General features: G+C 68.1%; 25 protein-coding genes. 2 read left to right on the top strand and 23 right to left on the bottom strand.

The genetic code is table 11. The features are described 5' to 3' along the window. Positions 1-59: 59 nt before the first annotated feature. Positions 60-1,466 carry an aminotransferase-like domain-containing protein gene (locus Tchl_RS17370; protein ID WP_075149475.1) on the top strand — a complete coding sequence of 469 codons (1,407 nt, stop codon included), beginning with the start codon at positions 60-62 and terminating at the stop codon, positions 1,464-1,466. A gap of 25 nt (positions 1,467-1,491) precedes the next feature. Here the strand turns inward: Tchl_RS17370 and Tchl_RS17375 are convergent, their stop codons facing one another. Continuing rightward, positions 1,492-3,681 carry a primosomal protein N' gene (locus tag Tchl_RS17375; RefSeq protein WP_075149476.1) on the bottom strand — a complete coding sequence of 730 codons (2,190 nt, stop codon included), beginning with the start codon at positions 3,679-3,681 and terminating at the stop codon, positions 1,492-1,494. 154 nt (positions 3,682-3,835) lie between these two features. On the opposite strand from Tchl_RS17375, the gene Tchl_RS17875 reads away from it, so the two are divergent. Further along, entirely contained in the window at positions 3,836-4,027 is a 192-nt protein-coding gene (locus Tchl_RS17875) for a hypothetical protein (RefSeq protein WP_146060765.1), read from the top strand. A gap of 55 nt (positions 4,028-4,082) precedes the next feature. On the opposite strand, the gene hemE is transcribed toward Tchl_RS17875, so the two are convergent. The 22 genes from hemE to Tchl_RS17480 all read right to left on the bottom strand — a co-directional run bounded on the left by hemE (position 4,083) and on the right by Tchl_RS17480 (position 23,845). Beyond that, positions 4,083-5,153 carry a uroporphyrinogen decarboxylase gene (hemE, locus tag Tchl_RS17380; RefSeq protein WP_075149477.1) on the bottom strand — a complete coding sequence of 357 codons (1,071 nt, stop codon included), beginning with the start codon at positions 5,151-5,153 and terminating at the stop codon, positions 4,083-4,085. A 100-nt stretch (positions 5,154-5,253) separates the two neighbouring features. Continuing rightward, positions 5,254-6,711, bottom strand: a complete 1,458-nt coding sequence (locus Tchl_RS17385) for a TrkH family potassium uptake protein (RefSeq protein ID WP_075149478.1) — start codon at positions 6,709-6,711, stop codon at positions 5,254-5,256. Between the two features lie 16 nt (positions 6,712-6,727). After that, complete coding sequence (gene trkA, locus Tchl_RS17390; protein ID WP_075149479.1) at positions 6,728-8,131, bottom strand: Trk system potassium transporter TrkA; 1,404 nt, start codon at positions 8,129-8,131, stop codon at positions 6,728-6,730. Positions 8,132-8,239: 108 nt separating this feature from the next. Continuing rightward, on the bottom strand, positions 8,240-9,487 hold the full coding sequence (locus Tchl_RS17395; protein WP_075149480.1) for a sigma-54-dependent transcriptional regulator: 1,248 nt from the start codon (positions 9,485-9,487) through the stop codon (positions 8,240-8,242). 3 nt (positions 9,488-9,490) lie between these two features. Further along, the gene (locus Tchl_RS17400; RefSeq protein ID WP_075149481.1) at positions 9,491-11,611 is read right to left on the bottom strand and encodes a sensor histidine kinase; all 2,121 of its coding nucleotides are present in this window, start codon (positions 11,609-11,611) and stop codon (positions 9,491-9,493) included. After that, positions 11,608-12,219, bottom strand: coding sequence for a DUF4390 domain-containing protein (locus Tchl_RS17405; RefSeq protein ID WP_075149482.1), 612 nt, complete (start codon positions 12,217-12,219; stop codon positions 11,608-11,610). The genes Tchl_RS17400 and Tchl_RS17405 overlap by 4 nt, the downstream gene beginning before the upstream one ends. After that, positions 12,170-13,402, bottom strand: a complete 1,233-nt coding sequence (rsmB, locus tag Tchl_RS17410; protein ID WP_232311733.1) for a 16S rRNA (cytosine(967)-C(5))-methyltransferase RsmB — start codon at positions 13,400-13,402, stop codon at positions 12,170-12,172. The genes Tchl_RS17405 and rsmB overlap by 50 nt, the downstream gene beginning before the upstream one ends. A gap of 160 nt (positions 13,403-13,562) precedes the next feature. Then, a complete protein-coding gene (gene speE / locus Tchl_RS17415) occupies positions 13,563-14,447 on the bottom strand; it encodes a polyamine aminopropyltransferase (RefSeq protein WP_083945274.1) in 885 nt (294 codons plus the stop codon). 3 nt (positions 14,448-14,450) lie between these two features. Further along, positions 14,451-14,837, bottom strand: coding sequence for an S-adenosylmethionine decarboxylase family protein (locus Tchl_RS17625; protein ID WP_083945275.1), 387 nt, complete (start codon positions 14,835-14,837; stop codon positions 14,451-14,453). Between the two features lie 110 nt (positions 14,838-14,947). Continuing rightward, the gene (locus tag Tchl_RS17420) at positions 14,948-15,718 is read right to left on the bottom strand and encodes a sulfite exporter TauE/SafE family protein (protein ID WP_075149483.1); all 771 of its coding nucleotides are present in this window, start codon (positions 15,716-15,718) and stop codon (positions 14,948-14,950) included. 265 nt (positions 15,719-15,983) lie between these two features. Then, positions 15,984-16,424, bottom strand: a complete 441-nt coding sequence (locus tag Tchl_RS17425; RefSeq protein ID WP_075149484.1) for a DoxX family protein — start codon at positions 16,422-16,424, stop codon at positions 15,984-15,986. A gap of 422 nt (positions 16,425-16,846) precedes the next feature. Beyond that, positions 16,847-17,065, bottom strand: coding sequence for a hypothetical protein (locus Tchl_RS17430; protein ID WP_075149485.1), 219 nt, complete (start codon positions 17,063-17,065; stop codon positions 16,847-16,849). Next, positions 17,062-17,391, bottom strand: a complete 330-nt coding sequence (locus tag Tchl_RS17435; RefSeq protein ID WP_075149486.1) for a hypothetical protein — start codon at positions 17,389-17,391, stop codon at positions 17,062-17,064. Before Tchl_RS17435 ends, Tchl_RS17430 begins: the two co-directional genes overlap by 4 nt. Beyond that, a complete protein-coding gene (locus Tchl_RS17440) occupies positions 17,388-17,576 on the bottom strand; it encodes a hypothetical protein (RefSeq protein ID WP_075149487.1) in 189 nt (62 codons plus the stop codon). The genes Tchl_RS17435 and Tchl_RS17440 overlap by 4 nt, the downstream gene beginning before the upstream one ends. Before the next feature lie 94 nt (positions 17,577-17,670). Continuing rightward, complete coding sequence (locus Tchl_RS17445) at positions 17,671-17,862, bottom strand: hypothetical protein (protein WP_075149488.1); 192 nt, start codon at positions 17,860-17,862, stop codon at positions 17,671-17,673. A 485-nt stretch (positions 17,863-18,347) separates the two neighbouring features. Continuing rightward, on the bottom strand, positions 18,348-19,232 hold the full coding sequence (locus tag Tchl_RS18200) for a hypothetical protein (RefSeq protein ID WP_232311623.1): 885 nt from the start codon (positions 19,230-19,232) through the stop codon (positions 18,348-18,350). A gap of 5 nt (positions 19,233-19,237) precedes the next feature. Then, positions 19,238-19,774: a hypothetical protein gene (locus Tchl_RS17880; protein WP_146060764.1), complete on the bottom strand. Its 537-nt coding sequence runs from the start codon at positions 19,772-19,774 to the stop codon at positions 19,238-19,240. Next, on the bottom strand, positions 19,764-21,860 hold the full coding sequence (locus tag Tchl_RS17460) for a DUF927 domain-containing protein (RefSeq protein WP_232311624.1): 2,097 nt from the start codon (positions 21,858-21,860) through the stop codon (positions 19,764-19,766). The genes Tchl_RS17880 and Tchl_RS17460 overlap by 11 nt, the downstream gene beginning before the upstream one ends. Then, positions 21,853-22,737 (bottom strand): toprim domain-containing protein, encoded by an 885-nt coding sequence (locus tag Tchl_RS17465; RefSeq protein WP_232311625.1) that lies wholly within the window; start codon positions 22,735-22,737, stop codon positions 21,853-21,855. Before Tchl_RS17465 ends, Tchl_RS17460 begins: the two co-directional genes overlap by 8 nt. Positions 22,738-22,745: 8 nt before the next feature. Next, on the bottom strand, positions 22,746-23,141 hold the full coding sequence (locus tag Tchl_RS17470) for a single-stranded DNA-binding protein (RefSeq protein WP_146060763.1): 396 nt from the start codon (positions 23,139-23,141) through the stop codon (positions 22,746-22,748). Beyond that, a complete protein-coding gene (locus Tchl_RS17475; RefSeq protein ID WP_075149493.1) occupies positions 23,138-23,533 on the bottom strand; it encodes a helix-turn-helix domain-containing protein in 396 nt (131 codons plus the stop codon). The genes Tchl_RS17470 and Tchl_RS17475 overlap by 4 nt, the downstream gene beginning before the upstream one ends. Positions 23,534-23,545: 12 nt before the next feature. Beyond that, a complete protein-coding gene (locus Tchl_RS17480) occupies positions 23,546-23,845 on the bottom strand; it encodes a helix-turn-helix transcriptional regulator (protein WP_075149494.1) in 300 nt (99 codons plus the stop codon). Positions 23,846-23,967 lie beyond the last annotated feature (122 nt).

Raw genomic sequence — 23,967 nt, forward strand, 5'->3', positions numbered from 1 at the left:
AGGTACAGCCGCCCGCATCGGCGACCGTAACAGCGCCGGGCGCGGCATACAATCGACCGATGCACCTCTACGAGCACCTGGCACTGGACATCGAACAGCACATCCGCGACGGCGTGCTGCGCCCGGGCGAACGCCTGCCTTCGATCCGCCAGGCCTGCCGCGCCCGCCAGCTGAGCCCGGCGACCGTGCTCGAGGCCTATCACCGGCTCGAAAGCCGCGGGCTGGTCGAGGCGCGGCCGAAATCGGGCTACTTCGTGCGCCCCCATCACACCCTCGCCGCACCCGGCCTCACCCGCCCCGCCGGCCGCTCGACCGCACCCAAGGTCAGCGACTTCATCTTCGAAATCCTGGAGTCGGCCCGGGACCCGGCGGTCGTGCCCCTCGGCTCGAGCTTCCTCAGCCCGTTCCTGTTTCCGTTCGAGCGTCTCGGCCGCTGCCTCGCCGCCGCCGCGCGCGGCATGGACCCGCGCGCCACCGTCACCGACCTGCCGCCGGGCAACGACGAGCTGCGCCGCCAGATCGCGTTGCGCTACCTGCACGGCGGCACCACCGTGGCCGGCGACGAGATCGTGATCACCTCGGGAGCGATGGAGGCGCTCAACCTGTGCCTGCAGGCGCTGACCCGGCCCGGCGACCTGGTAGCGGTCGAGTCGCCGGCCTTTTACGCCGTGCTCCAGGCGATCGAGCGCCTCCACCTGCGGGTGGTCGAGATCCCGACCCATCCGCGCGACGGCGTCAGCCTGCCCGCGCTCGAGCAGGCCTTGCGTGTGCACCCGGTAAAAGCCTGCGTGCTCATGCCGAACTTCCAGAACCCGCTCGGCGCGCTCGTGCCCGACGACCAGCGCCCCGCGCTGCTCGCGCTGCTGCAGCGCCACGACGTGCCGCTGATCGAGGACGACACCTACGCCGAGCTGTATTTCGGCCGCCGCGCCCCGCTGGCGATGAAGGCGCTCGACCGCAGCGGGCTCGTGCTCCACGTGTCGAGCTTCTCCAAGTGCCTCGCCCCCGGCTACCGGGTGGGCTGGGTCGCCGCCGGGCGGTTCGCGCAGAAAGTCCAGCGCCTGAAGATCGCCACCAGCCTCGCCACCACGGTCCCGGTCCAGATCGCCCTCGCCGACTTCCTGCGCAGCGGCGCCTTCGATCCCCACCTGCGCCGCCTGCGCGCCATCCTCGAACACCAGGAAGCCCGCCTTGCGGCCGCGCTCGAACGCCATTTCCCTGCCGCCAGCCGCATCGCCCGGCCGCGCGGCGGCTATTTCACCTGGGTCGAGCTGCCGCCCTGGGCCGACACCCTGGCGCTGCACCGGAGGGCGCTCGACGAGGGCATCAGCCTCGCCCCGGGGCCGATGTTTTCACCGCGGCGCGCCTACCGCAACTGCCTCCGGCTGAACTTCGGCCACCCCTGGTCGGTGGCGCATGAGCAGGCGATCGAGGCGCTCGGGCGGATGCTCGCCGCGCAGCGCTGAGTCCGCGCCCGGATGCGGGCGGGTCTCACACCTCCAGCGGATCGACATCGAGCTGCCAGCGCAGCTCGCGCGCGGTGCGCTGGCGGTAGAGCAGCGCCACCCAGCCGGCGAGGAAGCCCTGCAACACGCCGCGCTGGTCGGCCTCGATCAGCAGCTGGGCGCGCTCGCGCCGCGCCAGCCGGGTGAGCCGCATCGGCACCGGATCGTAGAGGCGCAGGCCCTCGGGAGCACACTCCTCGGCCAGGCGGCGGGCATGGCGCAGGAAGTCGACGGCGGCGTCGAGCGCAGGGGCGTCGGCGCGCAGCATCGCCTGGTGGGTGAACGGCGGGAAGCCCGCACTGCGCCGCTCCTGCAGCGCCATGCGGGCGAAGGCGTCGAAGTCGTGGCGCGCCAGCTGCTGGTAGAGCGGGTGCGCCGGGTATTCGGTCTGAATCAGCACCGTGCCCGCCAGGGCACCGCGCCCGGCACGGCCGCCGACCTGCATCAGCTGCTGGAACAGGCGCTCGGGAGCGCGGAAGTCGGCGGCGTGGAGCGCGGCATCGGCGCCGATCACGCCGACCAGGGTGAGGTTGGGGAAGTCGTGGCCCTTGGCCATCATCTGGGTGCCGACGAGGATGTCGGCGCCGCCTTCGGCGATGGTCGCGAGCACGCTTTCCCACTGCCGGCGGGTGCGCGCGGCGTCGCGGTCGACGCGCAGCACCCGGGCCTGCGGGAACAGCTCGGCGAGGCGCGCCTCGACGCGCTGGGTGCCGCGCCCGAAAGGCCGGATGTCCTGGTCGCCGCAGCTCGGGCAGGCGGACGGGATCGGCCCATCGCAGCCGCAGTGGTGGCAGCGCAGGCGGCGGTCGGCGAGGTGCACGACGAGGTTCGCCGAGCAGTGCGGGCAGCGGCTGACCCAGCCGCAGGACGGGCACGACAGCACCGGCGCATAGCCGCGGCGGTTGAGGAACACCAGGCTCTGCTCGCCGCGCGCCAGGCGTTCGCCAAGCGCCGCCTGGAGCGCCGGGCTGAGGCCTTCGTCGAGGCGCAGGCGGCGGGTGTCGATGCAGCGTACCGCCGGCAGGGTCGCGGCGAGCGCACGTTGGTTCAGGGTCTGCAGCGCATAGCGTTCGCTACGGGCGTGGTACCAGGTTTCCAGCGAAGGCGTGGCCGAGCCCAGCACCACCGGCACGCCGCGCTGGCGCGCGCGCCACACGGCGAGGTCGCGCGCCGAATAGCGCACCCCTTCCTGCTGCTTGTAGGAGGCGTCGTGCTCCTCGTCGACGAGGATCAGACCCAGCCGCGGCAACGGCGCGAACACCGCCAGGCGGGTGCCGAGGACGATGTCGGCCTCGCCCGCGAGCGCCTGCACGAAGCCGCGCGAGCGCGCACCGTCGGCGAGCGCGGAATGCAGGCTGACGACGTGCGCGGCGGCGAAGCGCTGCGCGACGCGGCGCTCGAGCTGGGGGGTAAGGGCGATCTCCGGCACCAGCATCAGCACCTGGCGGCCCTGCGCCAGCAGATGCGCGGCCAGGCGCAGATAGACTTCGGTCTTGCCGCTGCCGGTGACGCCGTGCACCAGCCAGGGCTTGAAGCCGGGTCCGGCACCGAGGATCGCCTCCAGCGCCTGCGTCTGCTCCGGCGTCGGCTCGGGCTGGGCGCCGGCGGCGTGGCGCGGGGCGACGCGGTCCGCCACCCGCTCCGCCACCCGGATCCAGCCGCGACGCAGCAGCTCGCCGACCGCCTCGCCGCCCTCGAGCGCGCGCACCACGCTGCGCCGCCAGGGCCCTTCGCCGGCTGCCGCCAGGCCCTGCAGCAGGGCCAGGGCCTTGCTCGCGCGGCGGGCGCCGCACAGCGCCTCGCGCCCCGCGGCGGCAATCTGCAGCAAGGGGTCCTCATCCTCGCCGCTTACCCCGTCGGCGCGGCGCAGGCCGGGCGGCAGGGCGAGGGCGACCACTTCACCGATCGGGGCGTGGTAGTAGCGGGCAACGAAATCGACCAGTTCCAGCCAGTCCGCCGGCAGGGGCGGGACTTCGCGCTGGATGTGGCGGACCGTCTTAAGGCGGGCGGGTTCGATGTCCGCGGCCGCCCCCAGCGCCAGGATCAGGCCGTTGCGCTCGCCGCGCCCGAAGGGGACGGTCACGCACCGGCCGACGTCCGCCGCGGTGGCGTCCGGCGCAAGATAATCAAAGACTTGCGGCAGCGGCAGGGGCAGGGCAACACGGACTATACTCATTTTAAGCCCGGCCGATCATCAAAATCCATTCTGGATCAAATGCTTGCATCACACTCATGAGAGCCGGCGGAGAAAATGTCCACCAAGTATCTGGCATCGAACCGGAGTGCCGGCTTGTCCACAAAACCTGTGGATAAGTTTGTGGGAAAGCTGGGTGAATCTCGCCGGAAGTGCCGCCAGCACGGGTATTCCGTCACCCTGCCGCAACATTGCGCTTTTTAAAAAAGCGTTATTTATCAACAGCTTGATGAATATGTCAGATGACTTGCAGAATCTCCCCACGGGAGTGGTGACAAAGCATCCGGATGTGCACAAGTCAAGAAGAAAAACAGAATTTTGTCGTTGACAGATTGCCGGGCCGCGGCCGCCCTTTTTGCCAAGGCGCGCCGCGTGGCCCACGCTCAGCGCGCGGTGCGCAGGCTGCGGCTGTACTGGTGGACGGTATCGACCAGCACGCTGACGTTTTCGGGGGGGGTGAATTGGGAAATGCCGTGGCCGAGGTTGAAGACATGCCCCGGGTGGTTGCCGAAGGCATCGAGCACCCGGCAGGTTTCGCGGGCGACCGCTTCGGGCGCAGCGAACAGGACGTTCGGGTCGAGGTTGCCCTGCAGCGCCACCTTGTCGCCGACCAGGCGGCGGGCGCGGCCGATGTCCATGGTCCAGTCCAGCCCCACCGCGTCGCAGCCGATCGCGGCGATCGACTCCAGCCACAGGCCGCCGCCCTTGGTGAACACGATGCTGGGCACGCGCTGGCCGTCGCGCTCGCGGATCAGGCCGGCGACGACCTGCTCGAGGTAGCGCAGCGAGAATTCCCGGTACGCCGCCTCGGACAGCACCCCGCCCCAGGAGTCGAACACCATCACCGCCTGGGCGCCGGCCTCGATCTGGGCGTTGAGGTAGCTCACCACCGCCTGCGCGGTGACCTCGAGGATGTGGTGCATCAGCTCCGGGCGGCTGTAGGCCAGGGTCTTGACCTTGCGGTAGTCGTCCGAGGAGCCGCCTTCGACCATGTAGCAGGCCAGCGTCCACGGGCTGCCGGAAAAGCCGATCAGCGGCACGCTGCCGTCGAGCGCGCGGCGGATCTCGCTGACCGCGTCCATCACGTACTGCAGTTCGGCGTGGGGGTCGGGCGCGCTGAGGTTGCGGATCTCCCATTCGTCCCTCAGCGGGCGCTCGAAGCGCGGGCCTTCGCCGTCGGCGAAGTAGAGGCCGAGGCCCATTGCATCGGGCACGGTGAGGATGTCGGAGAACAGGATCGCGGCGTCGAGCTCGTAGCGCGCGAGCGGCTGCAGGGTGACCTCGCAGGCCAGCGCCGGGCTCTTGCACAGTTGCAGGAAGCTGCCGGCACGCTTGCGCGTCTCGCAGTATTCGGGCAGGTAGCGTCCGGCCTGGCGCATCAGCCAGACAGGGGTGTAGTCGGTCGGCTGGCGCAGCAGGGCGCGCAGGAAGGTGTCGTTTTTGAGGCGGCTCACGGCGAGTCCTTGTTTCTGCGATTCGGGCACGAACCGCGATTATCCCCTTTTGTGCGCGCTGGTGGCCTTGTCGTCCGTCAAGCACGGCCGGGCGGCGCCCTCAGCGCCGCCAGAAGGTCGGCGTCAGCACGACGAGGAAGGTGAAGATTTCGAGCCGGCCGAGGATCATCGTGAACGCCAGCACCCACTTGTGGAACGCGCTCAGGGCCTGATAGTTGGATGCCGGCCCGACCGCATCCAGCCCCGGGCCGGTGTTGTTGAGGCAGGCCACCACCGCCGAGAAGGCGGTGATCAGCTCCAGCCCGGTGGCCGACAGCAGCAGGGTCATGCTGACGATCGACACCATGTACATGAAGCTGAAGCCGAGCACGGCGTGGAGGATGGTCTCCGGCACCGGCTTGACCCCCAGGCGCACCGGGCGCACCGCGTGCGGGTGCAGGGAGCGGACGATTTCGCGGAACACCTGCTTGTACAGGATCATCGCCCGCATCATCTTGATGCCGCCGCCGGTGGAGCCGGAGCAGGCGATGAAGCTGCCGAGGAACAGGATCCAGACCTGGGCGAACATCGGCCACAGGGTGTAGTCGTAGGTCGACAGCCCGAGCGAAGTGGAGATCGACACCACGTGGAAGGCGACGTAGCGCAGTGTGGTGCCGAGGTCGGCATGGGCCTCGAAGCGCATCAGGTAGGCGGTGAGCAGGACGATGCTGACCGCGAGCACGCCGAAGTAGAAGGGGATTTCCGGGTCGCGCAGGTAGGGCCGGGGCGAACGCCGCACGAGGGCGAGATAGTGGGTGGCGTAGTTCAGCCCGGCAAGCAGGGCGAAGACGATGGCGACGATCTCCACCTCCAGGTTCTGGAAATGCCCGAGCGAGGCGTCCTTGCTCGAAAAGCCGCCGAGGCCGGCGATGGAAAAGGCGTGGATGACCGCGTCCCAGCCTTCGAGCCCGGCCCCCCACAGGCTGAAGCCGCAGGCGATGGTCAGCAGCACGTAGGCGAGCCACAGGCCCTTGGCGGTCTCGGTGATGCGCGGCGTCAGGCTGGAGTCCTTCATCGGCGTCGGCACTTCGGCCTTGAACATCTGCCGCCCGCCGATGCCGAGCAGGGGCAGGATCGCCACCACCAGCACGATCACCCCCATGCCGCCGATCCAGTGCATGAAGGTGCGCCACAGGTTGATCGACACCGGCATCCGGTCGAGCCCGGAGAGCACCGTCGCGCCGGTCGCGGTGAGCCCCGAGACGGCTTCGAAATAGGCATCGGTGAAGCGCAGCTCGGGCAGGTAGGCGAGCAGCGGCAGCGCCCCGAACAGCGGCAGCACGACCCAGGTGGCGGCGACCAGGAAGAAGCCGTCGTGCACCCGCAGGTCGCGGCGCCGGGAGCGGGTCGCCGCCCACAGCAGCAGGCCGCTGACGAAGGTGACGAAGATCGCCTGGTCGTAGGCGAGGGTGGCGCCGTCATCGAGCCAGCCCGACACCGCGAGCGGAAAGCCCATCAGCAGGCCGAAGATCATGATGATCAGGCCGAGCGCATTGAGCGCGGGGTGGTAGGCACGCATGCAGGGGAACCGGGTATCAGAGGAAAGTGAAGCCGACCTGGAACAGCTTCTCGACCTTGCGTACGAGCTTCTTGCTGGTGCAGAACACGATCACGTGGTCGTTCTCGACGATCACCGTGTCGTGGTGAGGCATGATCACCTCGCGCCGCACCACCCGGCCTTCGTCGTTTTTTTCGTCGCGGACGATGGCGCCGATCGTCGCGCCCTTGGGCAGGGCGATCTCCTCGATCATGCGGCCGACCACCTTGGAGTCCTTGCGGCTGCCGTGGGCGATGATTTCCAGCGCTTCGGCGGCGCCGCGACGCAGGCTGTGCACCGCGACCACGTCGCCGCGGCGGACGTGGGCGAGGAGGGTGCCGATCGAGGCGTGGGCGGGGGAGATGGCGATGTCGATCGGGCCGCCCTGGACCAGGTCGACGTAGCTCTTGCGGTTGATCAGGGCCAGGGTGCGGCGCGCGCCCATCCGCTTGGCGAGCGAGGCCGACATGATGTTGTCTTCCTCGTCGTTGGTCAGGGCGACGAACAGGTCGGTCTCGTCGATGCCTTCGTTCTCGAGCAGCTTCTCGTCGGTGGAGTCGCCGCGCAGCACCAGCGCGCGCGACAGCTGCGAGGCGAGTACTTCGGCGCGCGCCGGATTCACCTCGAGGATCTTGACGTGGTAGTTCTCCTCGATCGACTGGGCGAGACGGAAACCGATGTTGCCGCCGCCGGCGATCATGATCCGGCGCATCGGCCGGTCGGTGCGCCGCATCTCGCGCATGACCTGGCGAATATGCACGGTGGCGGCGAGGCAGAACACCTCGTCGCCGGGGATGATGACGCTGTCGCCCTCGGGGATGATCGGCACGCCCTCGCGGTAGATCGCGGCGATGCGCACCTCGACGTTGGGCAGGTGAAAGCGCAGCGCCTTCAGCGGATGGCCGACGAGGGGGCCGCCTTCGAACGCGCGCACGCAGATCAGGCTGACCACGCCGTCGGCGAATTCGAGCACCTGCAGGGCTTCGGGGAAGGCGATCAGGCGCTTGACGTAGTCAGTGACGACCTGCTCCGGGCAGATCGAGAAATCGACCGCGAAGTTGCTGTCGTCGAGCAGTTCGGGATGGTCGACGTAGTCGGTCGAGCGCAGGCGGGCGATGCGGGTGGGCAGGTTGAACATCGCCTTGGCGATGCGGCACGCGCAGAGGTTGGTCTGGTCGGACTGGGTGACCGCGATCAGCAGGTCGGCATCGTCGGCGCCGGCCTCCTTGAGCACCGACGGCGAGGCAGCGTTGCCGCACACGGTGCGCACTTCGAGGCGGTCGCGCTGTGCGGCCAGGGGCTCGTCGCTGGTGTCGACGAGGGTGATGTCGTTCGCTTCGGAGACGAGGTTCTCGGCCACCGAGGCACCGACCTGTCCGGCCCCCAGGATGATGATCTTCACCGCGGCTTTCCGATAGATCTGCAGGGACCTGGATTCTACGCGCGCGGGGCGGCAGCTGAAACCGGATGTTGCATCGCAACGACGCTGGTGCGCGGACGCGCTTCGTGCTCAGACATCCTCGTGGCGGCGCCCCGGCTGCAGGCCGAGCTGCTTGAGCTTGCGGTAAAGATGGGTGCGCTCGAGCCCGGTCTTTTCCGCGAGCCGGGTCATGTTGCCGGCTTCGAGGCGCAGATGGTGCTCGAAGTACATGCGCTCGAAGGCCTCGCGCGCCTCGCGCAGGGGCTGATCGAGGGACACGCCGCAGGCGCCGGCACCGGCCTCGGCCGGCAGCAGGCGACGCACCTCGGCGGCGCCGATTTCCTCTTCCAGCGTGCCCAGGGCGAGGGACTTCACCGCCGCCCGCAGTTCGGCGTAGCCGCCCGGCCACGGCAGGTTGCGCAGCTGATTGAGCGCCGCGGTGGACAGGCGCCGCAGCGGCACTTCATGGGCCTCGACCAGGTGGAGCAGGATCTGGCTGGCGAGCTCGGGGAGGTCGTCGCGCACTTCGGCGATCGACGGCAGCGCCATGCTGACTTCGAACAGCCTGGCGAGCAGGCCGGCGTCCCAGCCTTCGGCAGTGAGCGCTTTCTGGCTGCGCTCGGTGGCCACGACCAGGCGCAGGTCGTAGCGCTCCAGGCGCTCGAGGGCGAAGGCGAGGTTCTTCTGCTGCGGCCGCGACAGGCGGGCCAGTTCGGGGACGAACAGCACCCCGCCCTGGGTCGCCTGCAGCTGGGCGATGTCGAGCGGCGCGGTGACCGCGCCCAGGTCGAGCCAGGGCGCGCTGCCGGACAGCACGCTGCGCGCGACCAGTTCGGCGAGCGAACCGCTCCCGGTGCGCAGCAGCAGCAGGCGCGAGCTGCCGGCGATCTGCTCGACCCGGCGCTTGAGCTCGCGCAGCGGCAGCGAGCGGGTGAACGCCTCCAGGGTCAGCGCCGGCGGCGTACCCTGGGCCTGCGGCCGCTGCAGCCCGCGCTTGACCGCGGCGAGGAGCTTTTGCAGCGCGATCGGCTTTTCCAGGTAGTCGATCGCGCCGATCCGGGTGGCCTCGACCGCGGTGTCGATGGTGCCGTGGCCGGACATCACCACCACCGGCATGTTGAGCTGGCCGTTGGCCGCCCATTCCTTCAGCAAGGTTATGCCATCGGTATCGGGCATCCAGATGTCGAGGAGCACCATGTCGGGGCGTGCGGCGTTGCGCACCCCGCGTGCCGCGGTGGCATTCTCGGCGAGGAGGACGTCGTGGCCTTCGTCGCGCAGGATCTCGGAGAGCAGCTCGCGAATGCCGATTTCATCGTCAACGATCAGTATCTTTGCCATTTCTCAGTGTGCACCATTGGATTCGGCCAGGCGCAGCCGAATTCTGATCTCCGCACCGCTCCCGTCCCGGTTGGCGATGCGGACGTCTCCGCCATGTTCGTCGATGATTTTCTTCACCATCGCCAGCCCCAGTCCGGTGCCGCGCGACTTGGTGGTGAAATAGGGTTCGAAGGCGTGCGCCAGCACCTCGGCCGGAAAGCCCGGGCCGTTATCGCGGAACAGCAGCACGGCGCGCTCGCCATCGCCGCGGGTGGCCAGGCACAGCTCGCCCTCCTCGCTGCCGGCGAGCGCGTCCTGCGCATTTTGCAGCATATTGTGGATCACCTGCCGGATCTGGGTCGGATCGCCCTTCACCCGTCCGAGCGCGGGGTCGAGCTCGAGGCGGATACGCAACGCCGAGCTTTCGTACAGGTTCAGCACCTCGCGGATCAGCGCGTTGAGGTCCAGCGCCTCGAAACGGGGTGCGGGCAGGCGCGCGTAGTCGCGGAAGGCGTTGACGAGGTTCTTCATCGCCTCGACCTGATTGACGATCGTGGTCGTGGCGCGTGCGAGCATTTCGCGCCCGCTGTCGTCGAGGCGGTCGGAGAGCTTCAGCGCCAGGCGCTCGGCCGAAAGCTGGATCGGCGTCAGCGGGTTCTTGATCTCGTGCGCCAGGCGACGGGCGACCTCGCCCCACGCCGCGGTGCGCTGCGCCGCGACCAGGCGGGAGATGTCGTCGAACACCACCACCAGGCCGCCGCCGGTGGCCGCCGGCAGGCGCGAGCCGTGGATCAGCAGGGTCAGCGGCGAGCTGTCCTTGACCGGCAGCTCGATCTCGGCCTGCCAGTCGCCCTCATGGGTACCGAAGCCTTCGAGCAGGGCATCGCGGAACGGCATCAGGCGCGGCCATTCTTCGAGGGTAAGGTCCTCGAAGCCGGCGAGGTCGTCGTCGAGGATCTGCAGCGCGCCATGATTGGCCGCGCGCAGGCCGCCGTCGGCGGAAAACGCGAGCACGCCGGTCGACAGGTTGGCGAGCACGCTCTCGAGGTAGGCCCGTGCCGACTCCACCGCGGTGCGGTTGCGCTCCGCGGCGGCGCGGGCATCCTCGAGCTGGCGGGTCATGCGGTTGAAGGACTGGGTCAGCACGCCGAGCTCGTCGTGCGCGGGCAGGGCCTGGCGCGGGCTGAAATCGCCCTGCGCCACCGCCTGCGTGCCTTCGGCGAGGATCAGCAGCGGCGCCGCCAGGCGGCGGGCGATGAGGAAGGCCGCCGCCACCGCGGTGAGCAGCGCCAGCAGCAGGGTCAGGCTCAGGGTGAGGGTATAGATGCGCTGCAGTCCGCTCCGCCCGAGGGTGAGCTGCTGGTAGTCACGGTACGCTTCCTGCACCGCTTCGGCGTGGCGGCCGAAGCTCTCCGGCACCGCCTGGGTCAGTTGCAGCAGGCGGGTTTCGCCGGCCAGCGTACGCTGCGGAATGGGCACGATCACGCGGATCACCAGGCGACCGTCGGCCAGGCTGTCCACGGCGTGGAAATGACGGCTCTGGCGGGCCTGGCGCAGCTGCGCCGGGCTGGGCAGGTCGGGGATCAGGCCCTGGCCGGTATCGGCGGCGGTGGCCAGCACCTGGCCTGCCGCGGTAAGCACCGTGGCACTGCCGATACCGGCCTGCTCACGCAGGCGGTTGAGCAGGGTGGGGGCGATCTGCTCGCTGCGCTCGAGCTCGAGGACGAGGTCGTCGCCCTTGTCCCTGAGCTGGCTGACGAGATAGTCGAGCGCGTTCTGGCCGAGGGCGATTCCCCCTTCCAGCGCCGAATCGACACGCACGTCGAACCAGGACTCGATGCTGCGCACCACGAACTGCAGCGACACCGCATAGACGACGACCCCCGGCACCACCCCCATCAGCGCGAACATAAGCACCAGGCGGTACTTGAGCCGGGAGCCGAACTGGCGGGCGCGATATTCCCGCCACAGCTGGCGCAGCTGGACGCCGACGAGGCCGGCGAGCACCACCGCGGCCATGCCGTTGAGGCCAAGCAGGAAAGGATAGCTGCGGGCGAACAGTTCGGTATTGGCGCTCGCCGAAGTCAGCAGGAACAACGAGATCCCGGCCAGGGCGGCGGCAACGACGAGAAGGATCCGCTTCATTGCAAGCCCGGTGTCCCTGGTTGAAAGACCCAGCGCCGCCAGTCGGTGCCGAGATTCCAGTCACGGCTGCCGAGCGCGGTGACCTGGAAGGGCTTGGGCAGCTTGCTGGTATCGAGACGGAAGCGCAGCGCGACGTCGTACACCACTCCCGCTTCCAGCGCGGCGGTTTCGGAGATATGCCAATTGCGTACCCGCTGCATCGTCAGGACGGCGGCCTCGAGGGTATCGAAGCTCTGGTGCAGGCTGCCGATCGACAGGCGGTAGCTGCGCGTGATCGCATGGTAGGACAGGCGGTAGTCGAGGCTGCGCTCCACCTCGACGCGGTCGAACCAGTACCAGCGCGGGCGCTCGATCACCAGCTCGGTGGTGAAGAACAGCGCCACGCCGCGGCTCACGGCGTCGGCCAGGCGTGGATTGAGCGCGAAGTCGATATCGGCATTGAGGACATAGCCACCGTCGCCGGGCACGACTTCGGCGCTGCGGATGATGCCATCATCGGCGTTCGCTGCAGGCGCGAGCAGGGCGACGAGAACGAATGCGGCGGTGCGCAGCAGGCGCTCAAGGCGCCTTGCGCAGGCGAGCGAAATAAAAGCCGTCATGTTCGGCATTGGGCAGCAGCTGCAACTCGGTACGACCATCGATGGGGAGACGCTCGGCGTCGGTGTGGCGGGCGCAGAAGCGGGCGATCTGCCCGGCATTTTCTTGATCGAACACCGAGCAGGTGACGTAGAGCATTGTGCCACCCGGCGCCAGCGTGCGCCAAAGCGCATCGAGGATTTCCGCCTGCTGTGCGGCAAAACCGGCGATGTCGGTGTCACGGCGCAACCACTTGATGTCGGGATGGCGCCTGACTACCCCGGAAGCGGAGCAGGGGACGTCGGCGAGGATGCGCTCGAACGGGCGGCCGTCCCACCACGAATCCAGCCGCCGGCAGTCGGCCACCTTGACCGTGGCGGCGAGGCCGAGGCGGGCGAGGTTGCGCCCGATGCGCCCGGCGCGCAGTGGATCGAGTTCGAGGGCGAGCAGATCGACATCGGCCCGTTCGAGCACATGGGCGGTCTTCCCGCCGGGCGCGGCGCAGGCGTCGAGCACACGCATCCCGGCCTCGGCCTGCAACAACTGCGCCGCCCACTGCGCACCGGCATCCTGCACCGATACCCGGCCTTCGGCATAGCCCGGCAGACGGGCCACCGCGCGCGGCTGGGCGAGCAGCAGGGCGCCGTTTTCGAGCACACGGGCGGATGCGCCCGCGGCTTCGAGCTCGGCCTGGACATCCGCCACCGTCGAGCGGCGCGGATTTACCCGCAGCGCCATCGGCGGGCGCTGGCGGCCGGCCTCGAGGACTGCCTGCCAGTCCTGCGGATGCGTCGCCTGCACGCGTGCCAGCCACCACGGCGGACAGGCATGGCGCGCTGCCGGGTCGGCCTCGATCCATGTCTGCCACTGCCCTTGCTGGCGCAGGGCGGTGCGCAGCACGCCATTGACCATGCCCTTGAGCCCGGGCATCAGCGCCACTGCGGCTTCCACCGCCTGATCGACCACCGTGTGCGCCTGCTCCGGCTTCTGCCACAGGCGCTGCAGCGCCACCAGCAGCAGCGCCCGGATGTCGACCGGCGGCGGGGAGTGCACCAGGTGGGCGAGAACGGCGTCGCCCCGCCCGTATTCGCGCAGCGTCGTCCACGCGAGATCGCGAATCGCGCCGCGGGTCGCGTCCGGCCAACCCGGATGGCGGGCGAGCAGGCGCTCGAAGGCGTCGGTGAGGTTGCCGCCGTCGATGACCGCCGCCACCATCCCGGCGGCTTGCTGCAAGGCATAGGCCAGGCTGTCTTCGCGCAGGCGCGCAGCGGGAGGGCGTCGACGTGTTTCGGGGAGTGCAGCAGGGCGCGTCGCTGCCCGCCGGGCAGGCCTTGGAGGAGAGGTCACGATCGAAGGGAAAACCGGATTGCGGTGCTCAGGCGAGCAAATCGCGGAGATGGTTCGGAAGCGCGAACTGAGCGCAGTGCACGGCGCCATTGTAGTGCTGCAGCAGCGAAATGGCGCGCTCGCCGATCCTTCGATCGATTTCGGCGCCATCGATCGCCGCCGGATCGAGCCCGTCCGCGGCCGTGGCCATGCCCCACAGGCTGCCGTACAGCGGAATGTGGAGGAAATACGGGCACACACGGGCGAACACCCGCCGCAGGCGCTGGACCAGCGCCTGCACCCGCTCGGGCTGGAACACCGGGGTGCCGATGTGCAGGCTGAGCGCACCGCCTTCGGTCAGCAAGGCCCGGCAGGCGGCGAAAAAAGCTTCGGAATAGAGGGCTTCGGCGGGCCCGACCGGGTCGGTCAGGTCGAGCACGATGAGATCGTAACGCTCGCCGGCGGCCGGCGCTTCGTCATGGACATAGCGCATGCCGTCGCCAATGCGGATCTCGACGCGGGGGTCATCGAGCGCGCCGCGGTGCACCGCCTGGAAGTAGCGCCGCGCGATATCGACCACTTTGGCGTCGAGCTCGGCGATCACCACTTTCTCGACCGAGGGATACTTGAGCAACTCCTCCGCCGAACCGCCGTCGCCACCACCGATGATCAGCGCCCGGCGCAGGCCCGCATGCGCGATGCCCGCCACGTGAATCAGATTTTCGTGGTAATGGAACTCGTCCCGCTCGGAGGTCATGAAGCAGCCATCGAGGCGGAACAGCCGCCCGAAGCGGGTCGTCTCCCACACCTCGTAGTCCTGCCATGCGGAGCGGCCGGCCTCAAGCAGGCGATCGCCGCGGACGAAATAGCCTGCATCCTCGGCCAGGAATTCGGCCAGCAGTCCATCGGGAAATCCCGCTCGGGCATCACTCATGATTCAAACCTCGGCGGGCAGGCGGCCGCGCACCACTTCATGGTTGACGATTTCCGCCGGACGCAGGACATCGATGACGCGGCTGAACAGCTGGCGGGCACGGTCGCTGTTGTCGCGGGAGAAGTTGCAGACATAGACATCGAGCGTGACGTCGCCGCTCTCCGGCCAGGTGTGGATCGCCAGGTGGGATTCGGCGAGCACCACCGTTCCGGTGACTCCGGCCGCCTCGCCGTGCTCATCCACAAACTGGTAGAAATACGCCCCCAGCGGACTCAACCCCGCGCTGCGGCACTCCTCGACACACAGGGTTTCAAGCGCGGTGCGCTCGAGCAGCAACCCGCTCGCCGGTTCACAGCGATACAGATCGGCAATCAGATGAAGTCCGTTCATTTCCTCGGCATGGCTACATGAAGACATAAACGATTATTTTATCATGCTGCGCCAATACAACATTCCTCCAAAGATTTCACCCTCTTGTTTCACGTGGAACACCCGATCGGTCAGCGCAGGAAAGTGTCGTAAGCGAGGCGTGCAATCAGCACCAGTACGACGCCGAGGAACATCTTGCGCACGAACCCCGTGCCGTGCCGCAGCGCCATCCGGGAGCCGAGAACCGCCCCGCTCAGGTTGCATACGGCCATCACCGCGGCAAGCGCCCACATCAACTCGACATTGCCGGCAAAGTAGGCAATCGCGGCAACATTGGTTGCGACATTGAGGATTTTGGCCGAGACCGAGGCGCGCAGGAAATCCATCCCGAGCAGGCGGATGAACAGGAAGATCAGGAAGCTGCCCGTACCCGGACCGAAAAACCCATCGTAAAACCCGATCCCCAGTCCGATCGCGAGCGCCAGCAGCGCCGAGCGCGCCCCATGCTCCGGCTCGGTCGACACCGCGCCCAGATCCTTGCGGACAAAGGTGTAGAGTGCGACGAGCACCAGGAGCAGCAGGATCAGCGGCCTGAGGACCGCGGGATCGAGGTAAGCCACCGCCTTCGCTCCGTACCACGAGCCGATCAGCGCCGCGAGCGCGCCCGGTGCCGCCACCCGCCACGGAATGCGGACACGGCGACCGTACTGAATCGCGGCACTGCTGGTGCCGACAATACTCGCCAGCTTGTTGGTGCCGAACAGCGTTGCCGGCATTGCCGTCGGGAATGCGGTGAACAGTGCCGGCAGCTGGATCAGGCCGCCACCGCCGACCACGGCGTCGACGAAGCCGGCAAACAGCGCGGCAAAACCCAGCACGACGAAGAGGTATTCGGTTTCCATTTTTCCTGAATCGCGAGTGCGACGGAGCTCATCCTCCGTCCATGATCAAGCCCTGCCTCCGCCCATCACGGCAGCCGGCACGGCCACGAGCGCGCTATTGTTTCACGTGAAACAGGAAAATGGCTCGGCATCAAAAAGCACCGGGCAAGGGAGAAAGGCCCGGCCCGCCGGAGCAGTTCAATCGGCCCTCGGCTCCCCTGCCAAAGAGAAACCCCGCGCTACGGCAGCGGAGCGGAGGGATGCCCGAGGAGCGCCCGGGCGGGCTTCATCGGGCCGGGTTCGGACCGCCACCCGGTGAAGACCGGCGGCGCTTGCCGAGGCTGGCCGGCCCCGGGCCGAGAGCGGCGAGGACCAGCATCCCCCCCGCCACCCCCATGTTTTTCATGAACAGCAGTTGCTGGACCATTTGCTGCTCGTCCGGCACCGCCCAGTAACGGTGGAAGATGAAGCTGACAGACAATGTGAATACGGCCAGGCCCAGAGCTGCCCAACGCGCCATAAACCCGGTCGCGACCGCCAGCCCGGCCAGCAGCTCGCCCAGGCCGACCAGCACCACCAGCGCGGGAGAAGCCGGCAACCCGGCACTCGCCATAAAGCCGGCGGTGCCGTCGATATTGGCCAGCTTGCCCACGCCGGCAAGCACGAACATCAGGGCGAGCAGGATGCGCCCTGCAACCGTCATCGGGGTGTGGAGCCAGTCGGGCATCGGAGTGCTCCTCAAAAACGGGGGCAGTGCGGGAGCGTCGAATTCCCCGCAGGACATCGTCCCGGCCACAGGAAAAGCGCTCCGCCGAACCAGGCTACGACCTGCAGAAGAAGATTCGCATTCTCATTCCATGAATGCAAGGTAGCATGTGCCCGCCGAATAGCAAGCCGCCCGGTGCGGCAGATCGCGCCGGAAAGCAGCTCGCTCGATGCAGAAGCGAGCAAACCTTCTACATCCCTTGCGGCGCAATGGTTTCGTGACCCGCAGATATCGCCGTGGGCACACATATGGGCACACATCACGCGGATTTCGGCAGAATCCTCCAGACAACGGGCGGATTCTACCAGCCGGGCTGCACCGCCTCTAAACGACAAACCCGGCACACAGGCCGGGTCTGGTTGATGGTGCTGGCCCTGCCCTGGTCAGCCGATGCCGTGCTCCTGCACTTCGTCCCGCCAGCTTCTCGCCAGCTCGCGCATATCCGCCGCGACGTGCAGCCCCGCGCCAGCCAGAGCGTGCAGATGGTGGTGCTCGGCTGTCGCGTCCTCGATGGTCTTGAGGATCGCCGCGAGCTGGTCGAAGCTCTCAGCGCAGAGGCGAAGGTATCCCACCGCGTCAGCAGCCAGTGTCGGCGTACTCATGCGGCCACCTCCTGCCGCAGCGGGATCAGCATCGACGCCGCATAGCTGCCAGTTTCGGCCATTGCCGCCACAGTTTCGAGCGAATGCGACAGCGCGGCCAGCAGCGTAAAAACGTCGTCCGCGTTCTGGAAGTGTCCGCCGCGCTCCGGGTTCTTCGCATCGGCCAGCACGAGACTGGCGAGGCTCGCCGTCACCTCGGACAACCGTAGCGCCTCGCTCGAAGCGGCTGCCGACAACTCGGTCAGTTGACGCCATTCGGCAGGCGTCAGGTTGTCGTGCGCCTTGTCCATCAGCAGGGCCATGGATTCGTAGATCGGCTGCCTCATGCCTCGCCCCCTTCGGTGTCAGCCTCCAGTGCAGATAGCGCGGTCGCGCTCTCAAGCATGACGCTTTCCAGAAGCGCCCGAATCTGGCCGCGCTCGGTCGGCTTGAACTGCGCCAGTGCCAGCGCCCCGGCGATGCAGGCATCAGCGGTGCGCAGCGCGTCCGTCAGCATGTTCGTGTCGGCCATGGTCACGCCCTCCCTCCGAAGCTCAAACGGTAGGCGAGCGCAGGCCCGGCGACAAGGCGCAGGGTGCGATAGAGGTGCAGGCGGGCGATGGCGTTCATTGCTGCGCCTCCGCGCCCTTCACGGCCAGGAAGAACGCCTCCACCGCCGCGACGTGCGCGGATAGCTCGGCGTCGGTCATGTTGTCGTCGACGTGAATGCTCATCACGCCACGGTCGAGCAGGTCGACGATGGCTGCAGCGGCTTGAGGGAGGGGGAGGGCGGGCGTGCCTTGGTGGTTGGTGTGCATGGTGCGTGCTCCTTTGGCGGTCTGAAACTCCCGCTCCCATCCGCGACGATGGGGAGGCGGGAACCGTGCGGGTTCGCGGACCGGCCCAAAGGAAACCGGCAGGGCTTGCGCCCTCCCACACGGCCCCGCCATTGAACAGGCGACACCATGCAACCGACGTGAAAAAACCGCGACAGTGCGCGGCCTCATCGGCCTTTGGGTTCGAGCCGCGACGCCCGGCACCGTTGTTTGCGGTGCGAGAGCATCATCCCCCAGGCTAGCGCCGCCGGTCAAGCGGCTTCAGTCGAATTGCACTGCCCTTTGTCTTTTTGCGATGTTCCACATGTTCCTCGTGTTCCGGCCAGTGTTTGCAAGGGATTCGCCGGAACATCTGCCGGAACGTCTGGTGTTCCATGTGTTCCACACACGCGCCAGGAACGAAAAACCCGCCTCGGGGGGCGGGTCGCGTTGCGTGCTGGTGGTCATCGCCGGGCGTCAGTTCAGGATCAGCGTCCGATCCTGTCGAGTCGCCCTTCCACAATCCCGAGCTGCTGCGCCCACGCTTGCATTCCGGCCCCCTTCATCTGGTCATGCTCGGCCTTCAGCCGCCAGAAGGTGCGCCAGTGCATCCCTTTCGGCTTCCACCCATCCGGGTTCAAGATGCCCGCCTGCCAGCCCAGGCGGTCCCGGATCGCATCGGCCCGCCTGATCGCGCGGTCGCCTGCCGTCTCGCGCTGCACCTCATACGCCAGCCCCCGGCAGTGCCGACAGGCGAACACTGCGCCGCCGTACAGGATCGCCACGCGCCGCCCGCAGCATGGGCACAGGAACCATGGACGCGAACCCCCGTAGTTGCAGCCCGTCCAGCTCAGGCCGACGTGGTAGTCGTGGCCCTCGCGCCCGCCCTGGTGGTCCGCCACGTCGTATTGCAGCCGAACGAATGACGCGCCCACCTCAAGGGTGATGCTCGCCCGCTTCTCGCCGTTGCGATACCAGCACCAGCCGCCCCGCCACCCAGGCACCAGCACGCCCGCACGGTGCAGGTCGCGGGCGTCCGCCGTCAGCATCGAATCGGGCAGTCCCACGGCAGCGGCATCGGCCCGCAGTTCTGCCATGTGTTGCTCCACCTCGGCAGCGGGAACGCCCAGCTTTTCCGCCAGGGTATCGAGGCGGTAGAACTTGGTCCCGTCGTCGTCGCAGTAGGCTGGATCAGGGATCAGGCCCATGCCTTTTGCCATCGCGGACATTTCGTCCACGAACCAGTCAGGCGCGGTGTGCATCACCAGCAACCACAGCCGCCGCGTGATCGGGTGATCGTTGCCCAGGCCCGCAGCGGTGTCACAGTACTGCGCCATCAGCGCGGAGAACTCAGGAGTGAATCGCTTTTGCATGGTGGTCAGTCCTCGTGCGGTCGGTAGCTGGCGCAGCCCTTACCCTGGTCATCGGGCAGCTTGCGCAAGGGGTGGTGCAGGCCGTAGGCGGGCGGCAGGTCGTCGCGCTCGCCGCCGCAGTAGCCCGGCGACGACAGGCCCGGCCTCTTTCGGTGGCGGCAGGACTTGCAGCCGGTCGCCGCTGTTTCCGTGCGTACTGGTGTGCGTACTGGCGGCGTGCGTACCTCGGGCAGCGGCTCAGCCGCCACCGCATCCGGTTCAGCGGCCAGCGCCTCGGCATGGGTGCAGGGCGGTGCGAACCAGCTTTCCAGCGGCTCGCGGTCGGCGAAGCGGAACAGCCAGCGCACCGCCCTGGTTGCGGTGTCGGTCGGTAGCGTTTCGCTGGAATCGCCCCCGCCTTTGTCTTTTTGCGATGTTCCGCATGTTCCTCGTGTTCCGGCCAGTGTTTGCAAGGGATTCGCCGGAACATCTGCCGGAACGTCTGGTGTTCCACGTGTTCCACCGTCGTGTTCCAGCTTGGCGAGAAGATCATCAAGCGCCATCGCCCACCCCATGCAGCGCATCGGCGCGAACCGGGTAGACGCGCACCTTGCGCCCGCCGATGCTCTCGGTTTTCGAGCGTGCGCCGGGTGGAGTCGCCTTTGGGACCGCACCGCAAACCTCCAGCACGTCGAGCGCCTGCCGGAAGTCGAACCCCTTCAGCGCCTCGCGCAAGCCCTCGGCGGTGAACAGGTACAGCCGCCCGCCCGCATCGTCCTGCTTCCACCAGCCTGCCCGGTCGTTGATCCGTGCGCCGTCTGCCGTCCAATCGGAGAACCGGCTATCCCCATGGCGTTCGAGGAACCCGGCCAGCTTGTCGAGTATCTGCCGCCGCTCGTCGTTGCCGCCGCCGCGCATGGCTCGCCACGCCTGAAACCCGATCACCGCAGCGTCGAGCGCCGCCCCTTCCGGCCAGCCGGTGATTCCGTACTCGGTCGCCAGCTCGCCCGCCAGCGCCAGCAGTGCAAAGCGGGATGCGGCGCGCTTGTCCTGCCCTTCGGCCTCTGGCGGGTTGAAGGCAGGCAGCGCCTTGATGCGTTCGAGCATCCCGGCCATGTCGCGCCCGTCGCACGTCAGCCGCTCAAGCAGCGCCCGCCCGGCCCGACCATGCTGTTGAGCCGCAGCTCGCTTGATCGCATCGGACAGCGCGGTGCCGCTCGCCATGCCGTGCAGCTCATCGAAGCAGCCGAAGCGCCGCGCAGCGGGAATGTCGAGCAGCCGCACCGCCTGCCCGGCCTTGGTGCGGTGCCCGCCTTCCAGCATCGTCGTGCCGATGGTGCGCTCGCCCGTCGACACGATGAACGCCTGCCACCGGGTCACGGATCGCGCTGCACCCGTTCGGCTCGCCCGTTGCTTGCCGCACCCATTGCCCAGGCTGTAGACGATGGCCCCCACCTCGCGCGGGTCGCATTCGCTGATCTCGTCCAGCGCCAGCAGGCAGTCATTGAACAGCGCCGCCGCACCTTCCATGCCGTTCGCGGTTGCCCGCCAGCTCCGGCGATACCCAGGCCCGCCCCACACGGAACATGCGGCTTCCAGAATCGTCGTCTTGCCGGTCGAGGAATCGCCCACGAAATGCAGCCCGCCGCCTTCGGTGTTGGTGCGCTTCAACAGCGGCCCGGCAAAGGCAGCCGACAGCGCCAGCAGGAACAGCGGATTCGCCACCGCCCGCGATGCGACCTCGGTCTGCCACCCGTCGAGCGTTCCGGCCTGCCCATGCTCGTCGTGCGAGCGTTCGCCGCTCTGGAAGATCACGCCCGCCGCGTTCGGCCCGATCACCGCATCCGGCAGCACGAACACGTCACCGCACCATCCGACTTGCAGCGCGCAGCGAATGCGCTTTTTCGGCGTGCGCTCTTGCAGGTAGCGGGCGAGCGTCTGGCGCGCGAAGGAGTCAAGCTCCAGACCCATCGCCAGCAGCTCGCCGCGCAGGTCTGAACCGTCGCCCTTGAGCAGTTCCATCGGCATCGCCCACGAACGCCACCGGCCCGCCGTGTTCTTGAAGCGCAGCAGCCGCCCGAAGTTGTTCTCCGTGCCGTCGAGGGTCTGCGCCTCGATGTGCAGCGGCCCGCATACCCAGGTGTCGACGGGAGCGGACATTTCGTTCTGCTTCGGCTTGCTCATGCCATGCAGCCACACGCCAGGCCTCAGCCGTCGCCCGGTGTCGAGCAGGGTCCAGCCGTCATACACCTTGAAGCAGGGGCGCTTCTCTTCCGGCACGGACGGAACCGCCGTTTCCTCGGTGCCCCCACCTTCGCCAGCGCTCGCCGCCTCGATCAGATCGGCCAGCGCTGGAACGTCTGGAACATCTGCTGTTCCGCGCGGTGTTCCGCTGAAACCCGCGCCGTTACTGGGCGGAACGTCTGGAACATGTGGAACATCACCAAACGGATGAGGCGATGCAGAATCAGCCGACGTGCCTTCGGCCACCCCCATTCCGGAAACATTTTTCAGCGAGCTATTGAATTCATGTACGTTCCGTTCCGATGTTCCGGCCAGTATTGGCGCGGGATTCGCCGCACTGGCGGTAACGTCTGCCACATCTGCGCCGAACAGATCGGCGGTCACGGTGTCGCGCTGGTCATTCATGGCGCGCCCTCTTGCGACGGATCGCCGCCAAGTCGTTGAAGTCGGAACCCGGCACGCCCTCGGGGAACTGCGGCACGATCAGCTTTGCCCCGGTCGCCTTCGCCGCAGCGGTCGCGTAGGTCACGCCAGGGTTGCCCTCGGTCTGGCGGTCGTTGTCCGCGCAGATCACCAGATCGGTCCAGCCGCGCCAGGACTCTCGCGCCGCCTTCGCCACCGCCTGCAGGTTGCCCGCGTTCATCGCGCACAGCGCCGGATGCCCGGTTTCCTGGTGGAGCGTTGCCCCGGTTGCCCAGCCCTCGCAGATCAGGATCGTTGCCGGGTCGGTGAGGTCGCCAATCGGGGAGAACAGGCCCCCGGCCCGGCCCGGCTTGAACCGCTTGCCGCCGTCCGCCGCGATGCGTTGCAGGTTCCACAGCAGCCCGAAGGCATCGAACAGCGGGACGATCAGCAGCCCGCCACGCTGGCGCAGGTTGTGCGGCTTCACGTCCTTCCTGGTCAGGTACGGGTGCGCCGGATCAGCCGGTGCCGCAGCCGCCCATTCGCCCCGCGCCTCGATGGCCCGCGCCTCGTGCTCGGCCCGGCGCTCGGCTTGCGCCTTCAGCTTTGCCGCCTCGATCAGCTTGGCGAACGCCTCGCGCTCGGCCTCAGACATGCGCTTGCCGTCCGCCGCCCACGTCGAGCGCAGTCCGGTTTTCCAGTTGCCGAACATGCCAGCGGCCCGCCCGTCGAGGTGCAGGACGTAGTAGGCATTCTTGCTCCCGGCCTTGTCGCCCTCCACGCGGTAGCGATGCAGTTGCCCGTCCGCCTCGATCACATCAGGCGGGGACTGGCCCGCGTCACGCATGGCCGCGCGAAACTGGTCGATGGTGTCGTGCATGTGCATGGTCACGCCCCCATCCAATCAACATCGTCCGCGAACGGATCACCCGCCGCCGCGCCGCCCTGGTGCCCTTGGTGAACTGGCGCAGGCTTCGGCTTCTTCGGCCTCGGTGTGGTGCTGGCGATCTCGTCGGCCACCATGTCGAGGCTGGGGCGGGCGGTGCCGTCGTTGCCGGTGAAGATCCCCACCTTGAGCGTGCCCGCCGCCGCCACCGATGCGCCGGCACACAGTTGCAGCAGCCGCGCCACGGCCTCGGCCTCGAAGGCGATCAGCGAGCAGTGCACGCGCCCTTCGTCGCCCATCGGCACAGACAGCCGCGCCAGGGCGAAGGGGTTGCCGTTCTTGCTGGTGCGTTGCTGCGGATCGGCGCGCAGCTCGCCAGTCACAAGCGCCCGGATCATTGCAGCCCCCCACCCAGCAGCAGCCCGGCCACCGTCGCCAGCAGGATCAGCCCGGCCAGCTCGGCAGCGATCCCGCCGCCCTGGTTCGGCACCAGCACATAGCACGCTTGGCGGTGTGGATCGCGCCCGGCCTCGGACGGTTCGAGCGTCCACGCGGTGTCGATCTTCGCGCCCTGGTCGCGCAGCTCGGTCACGCGCTGGCTGGGGTTCATCACTTCGAGGAACAGCCGCGCCTCGGTCGTGGTGATGTGCCCGGCCTCGCGCATCGCCGCCAGCAGGCGCAGCCGTTGCGCTCCGCTGTCATTGCCCGGAAAATCGGCGTGAATCTGCTGAAGCAAGCTCTTGCGGGTCGCGCCGTCGCCACGGTCGCGGCCCGTTTTCTTGTAGCCCATGACGTGCCCCCCTTACCTGATCGCGCCAGCTTCATCGGTGCGCTTGCCGCCGCGCCGGGCTTGCTCGGATTCGTTAGCCTGTGCGCGGCTCTTTTCGATCTGCGCCGCGAGCCATGCGTCAATCTCGGCTTCGATCCAGCCGACTGCGCGAGCGCCGACAGCAATGGGTTTCGGAAAGGTGGAGTCGAAGTCGCCCGGCCTCTTGGGGTTCCGGCGCATCTTCGCGTAGATCGTGGAGCGGGAAAGCCCGGTGCGGGCTTCGACCTGGTTGCGCCTCAGGATGGTGGGCGCGGACTGTTTGATAGCGGCCATTTTCTTCCTCGTTGTAATGAAGGAAGCCGACACGTTCCGCGTCGGCCTGGCTCGCTTTGTATTGCCAGACCGCGCCCTAAGGGCAATACCCATAGGGCTTAGGGTGGCGGTCTACTTTCACC

Source organism: Thauera chlorobenzoica (genome assembly GCF_001922305.1).
GTDB lineage: Bacteria > Pseudomonadota > Gammaproteobacteria > Burkholderiales > Rhodocyclaceae > Thauera > Thauera chlorobenzoica.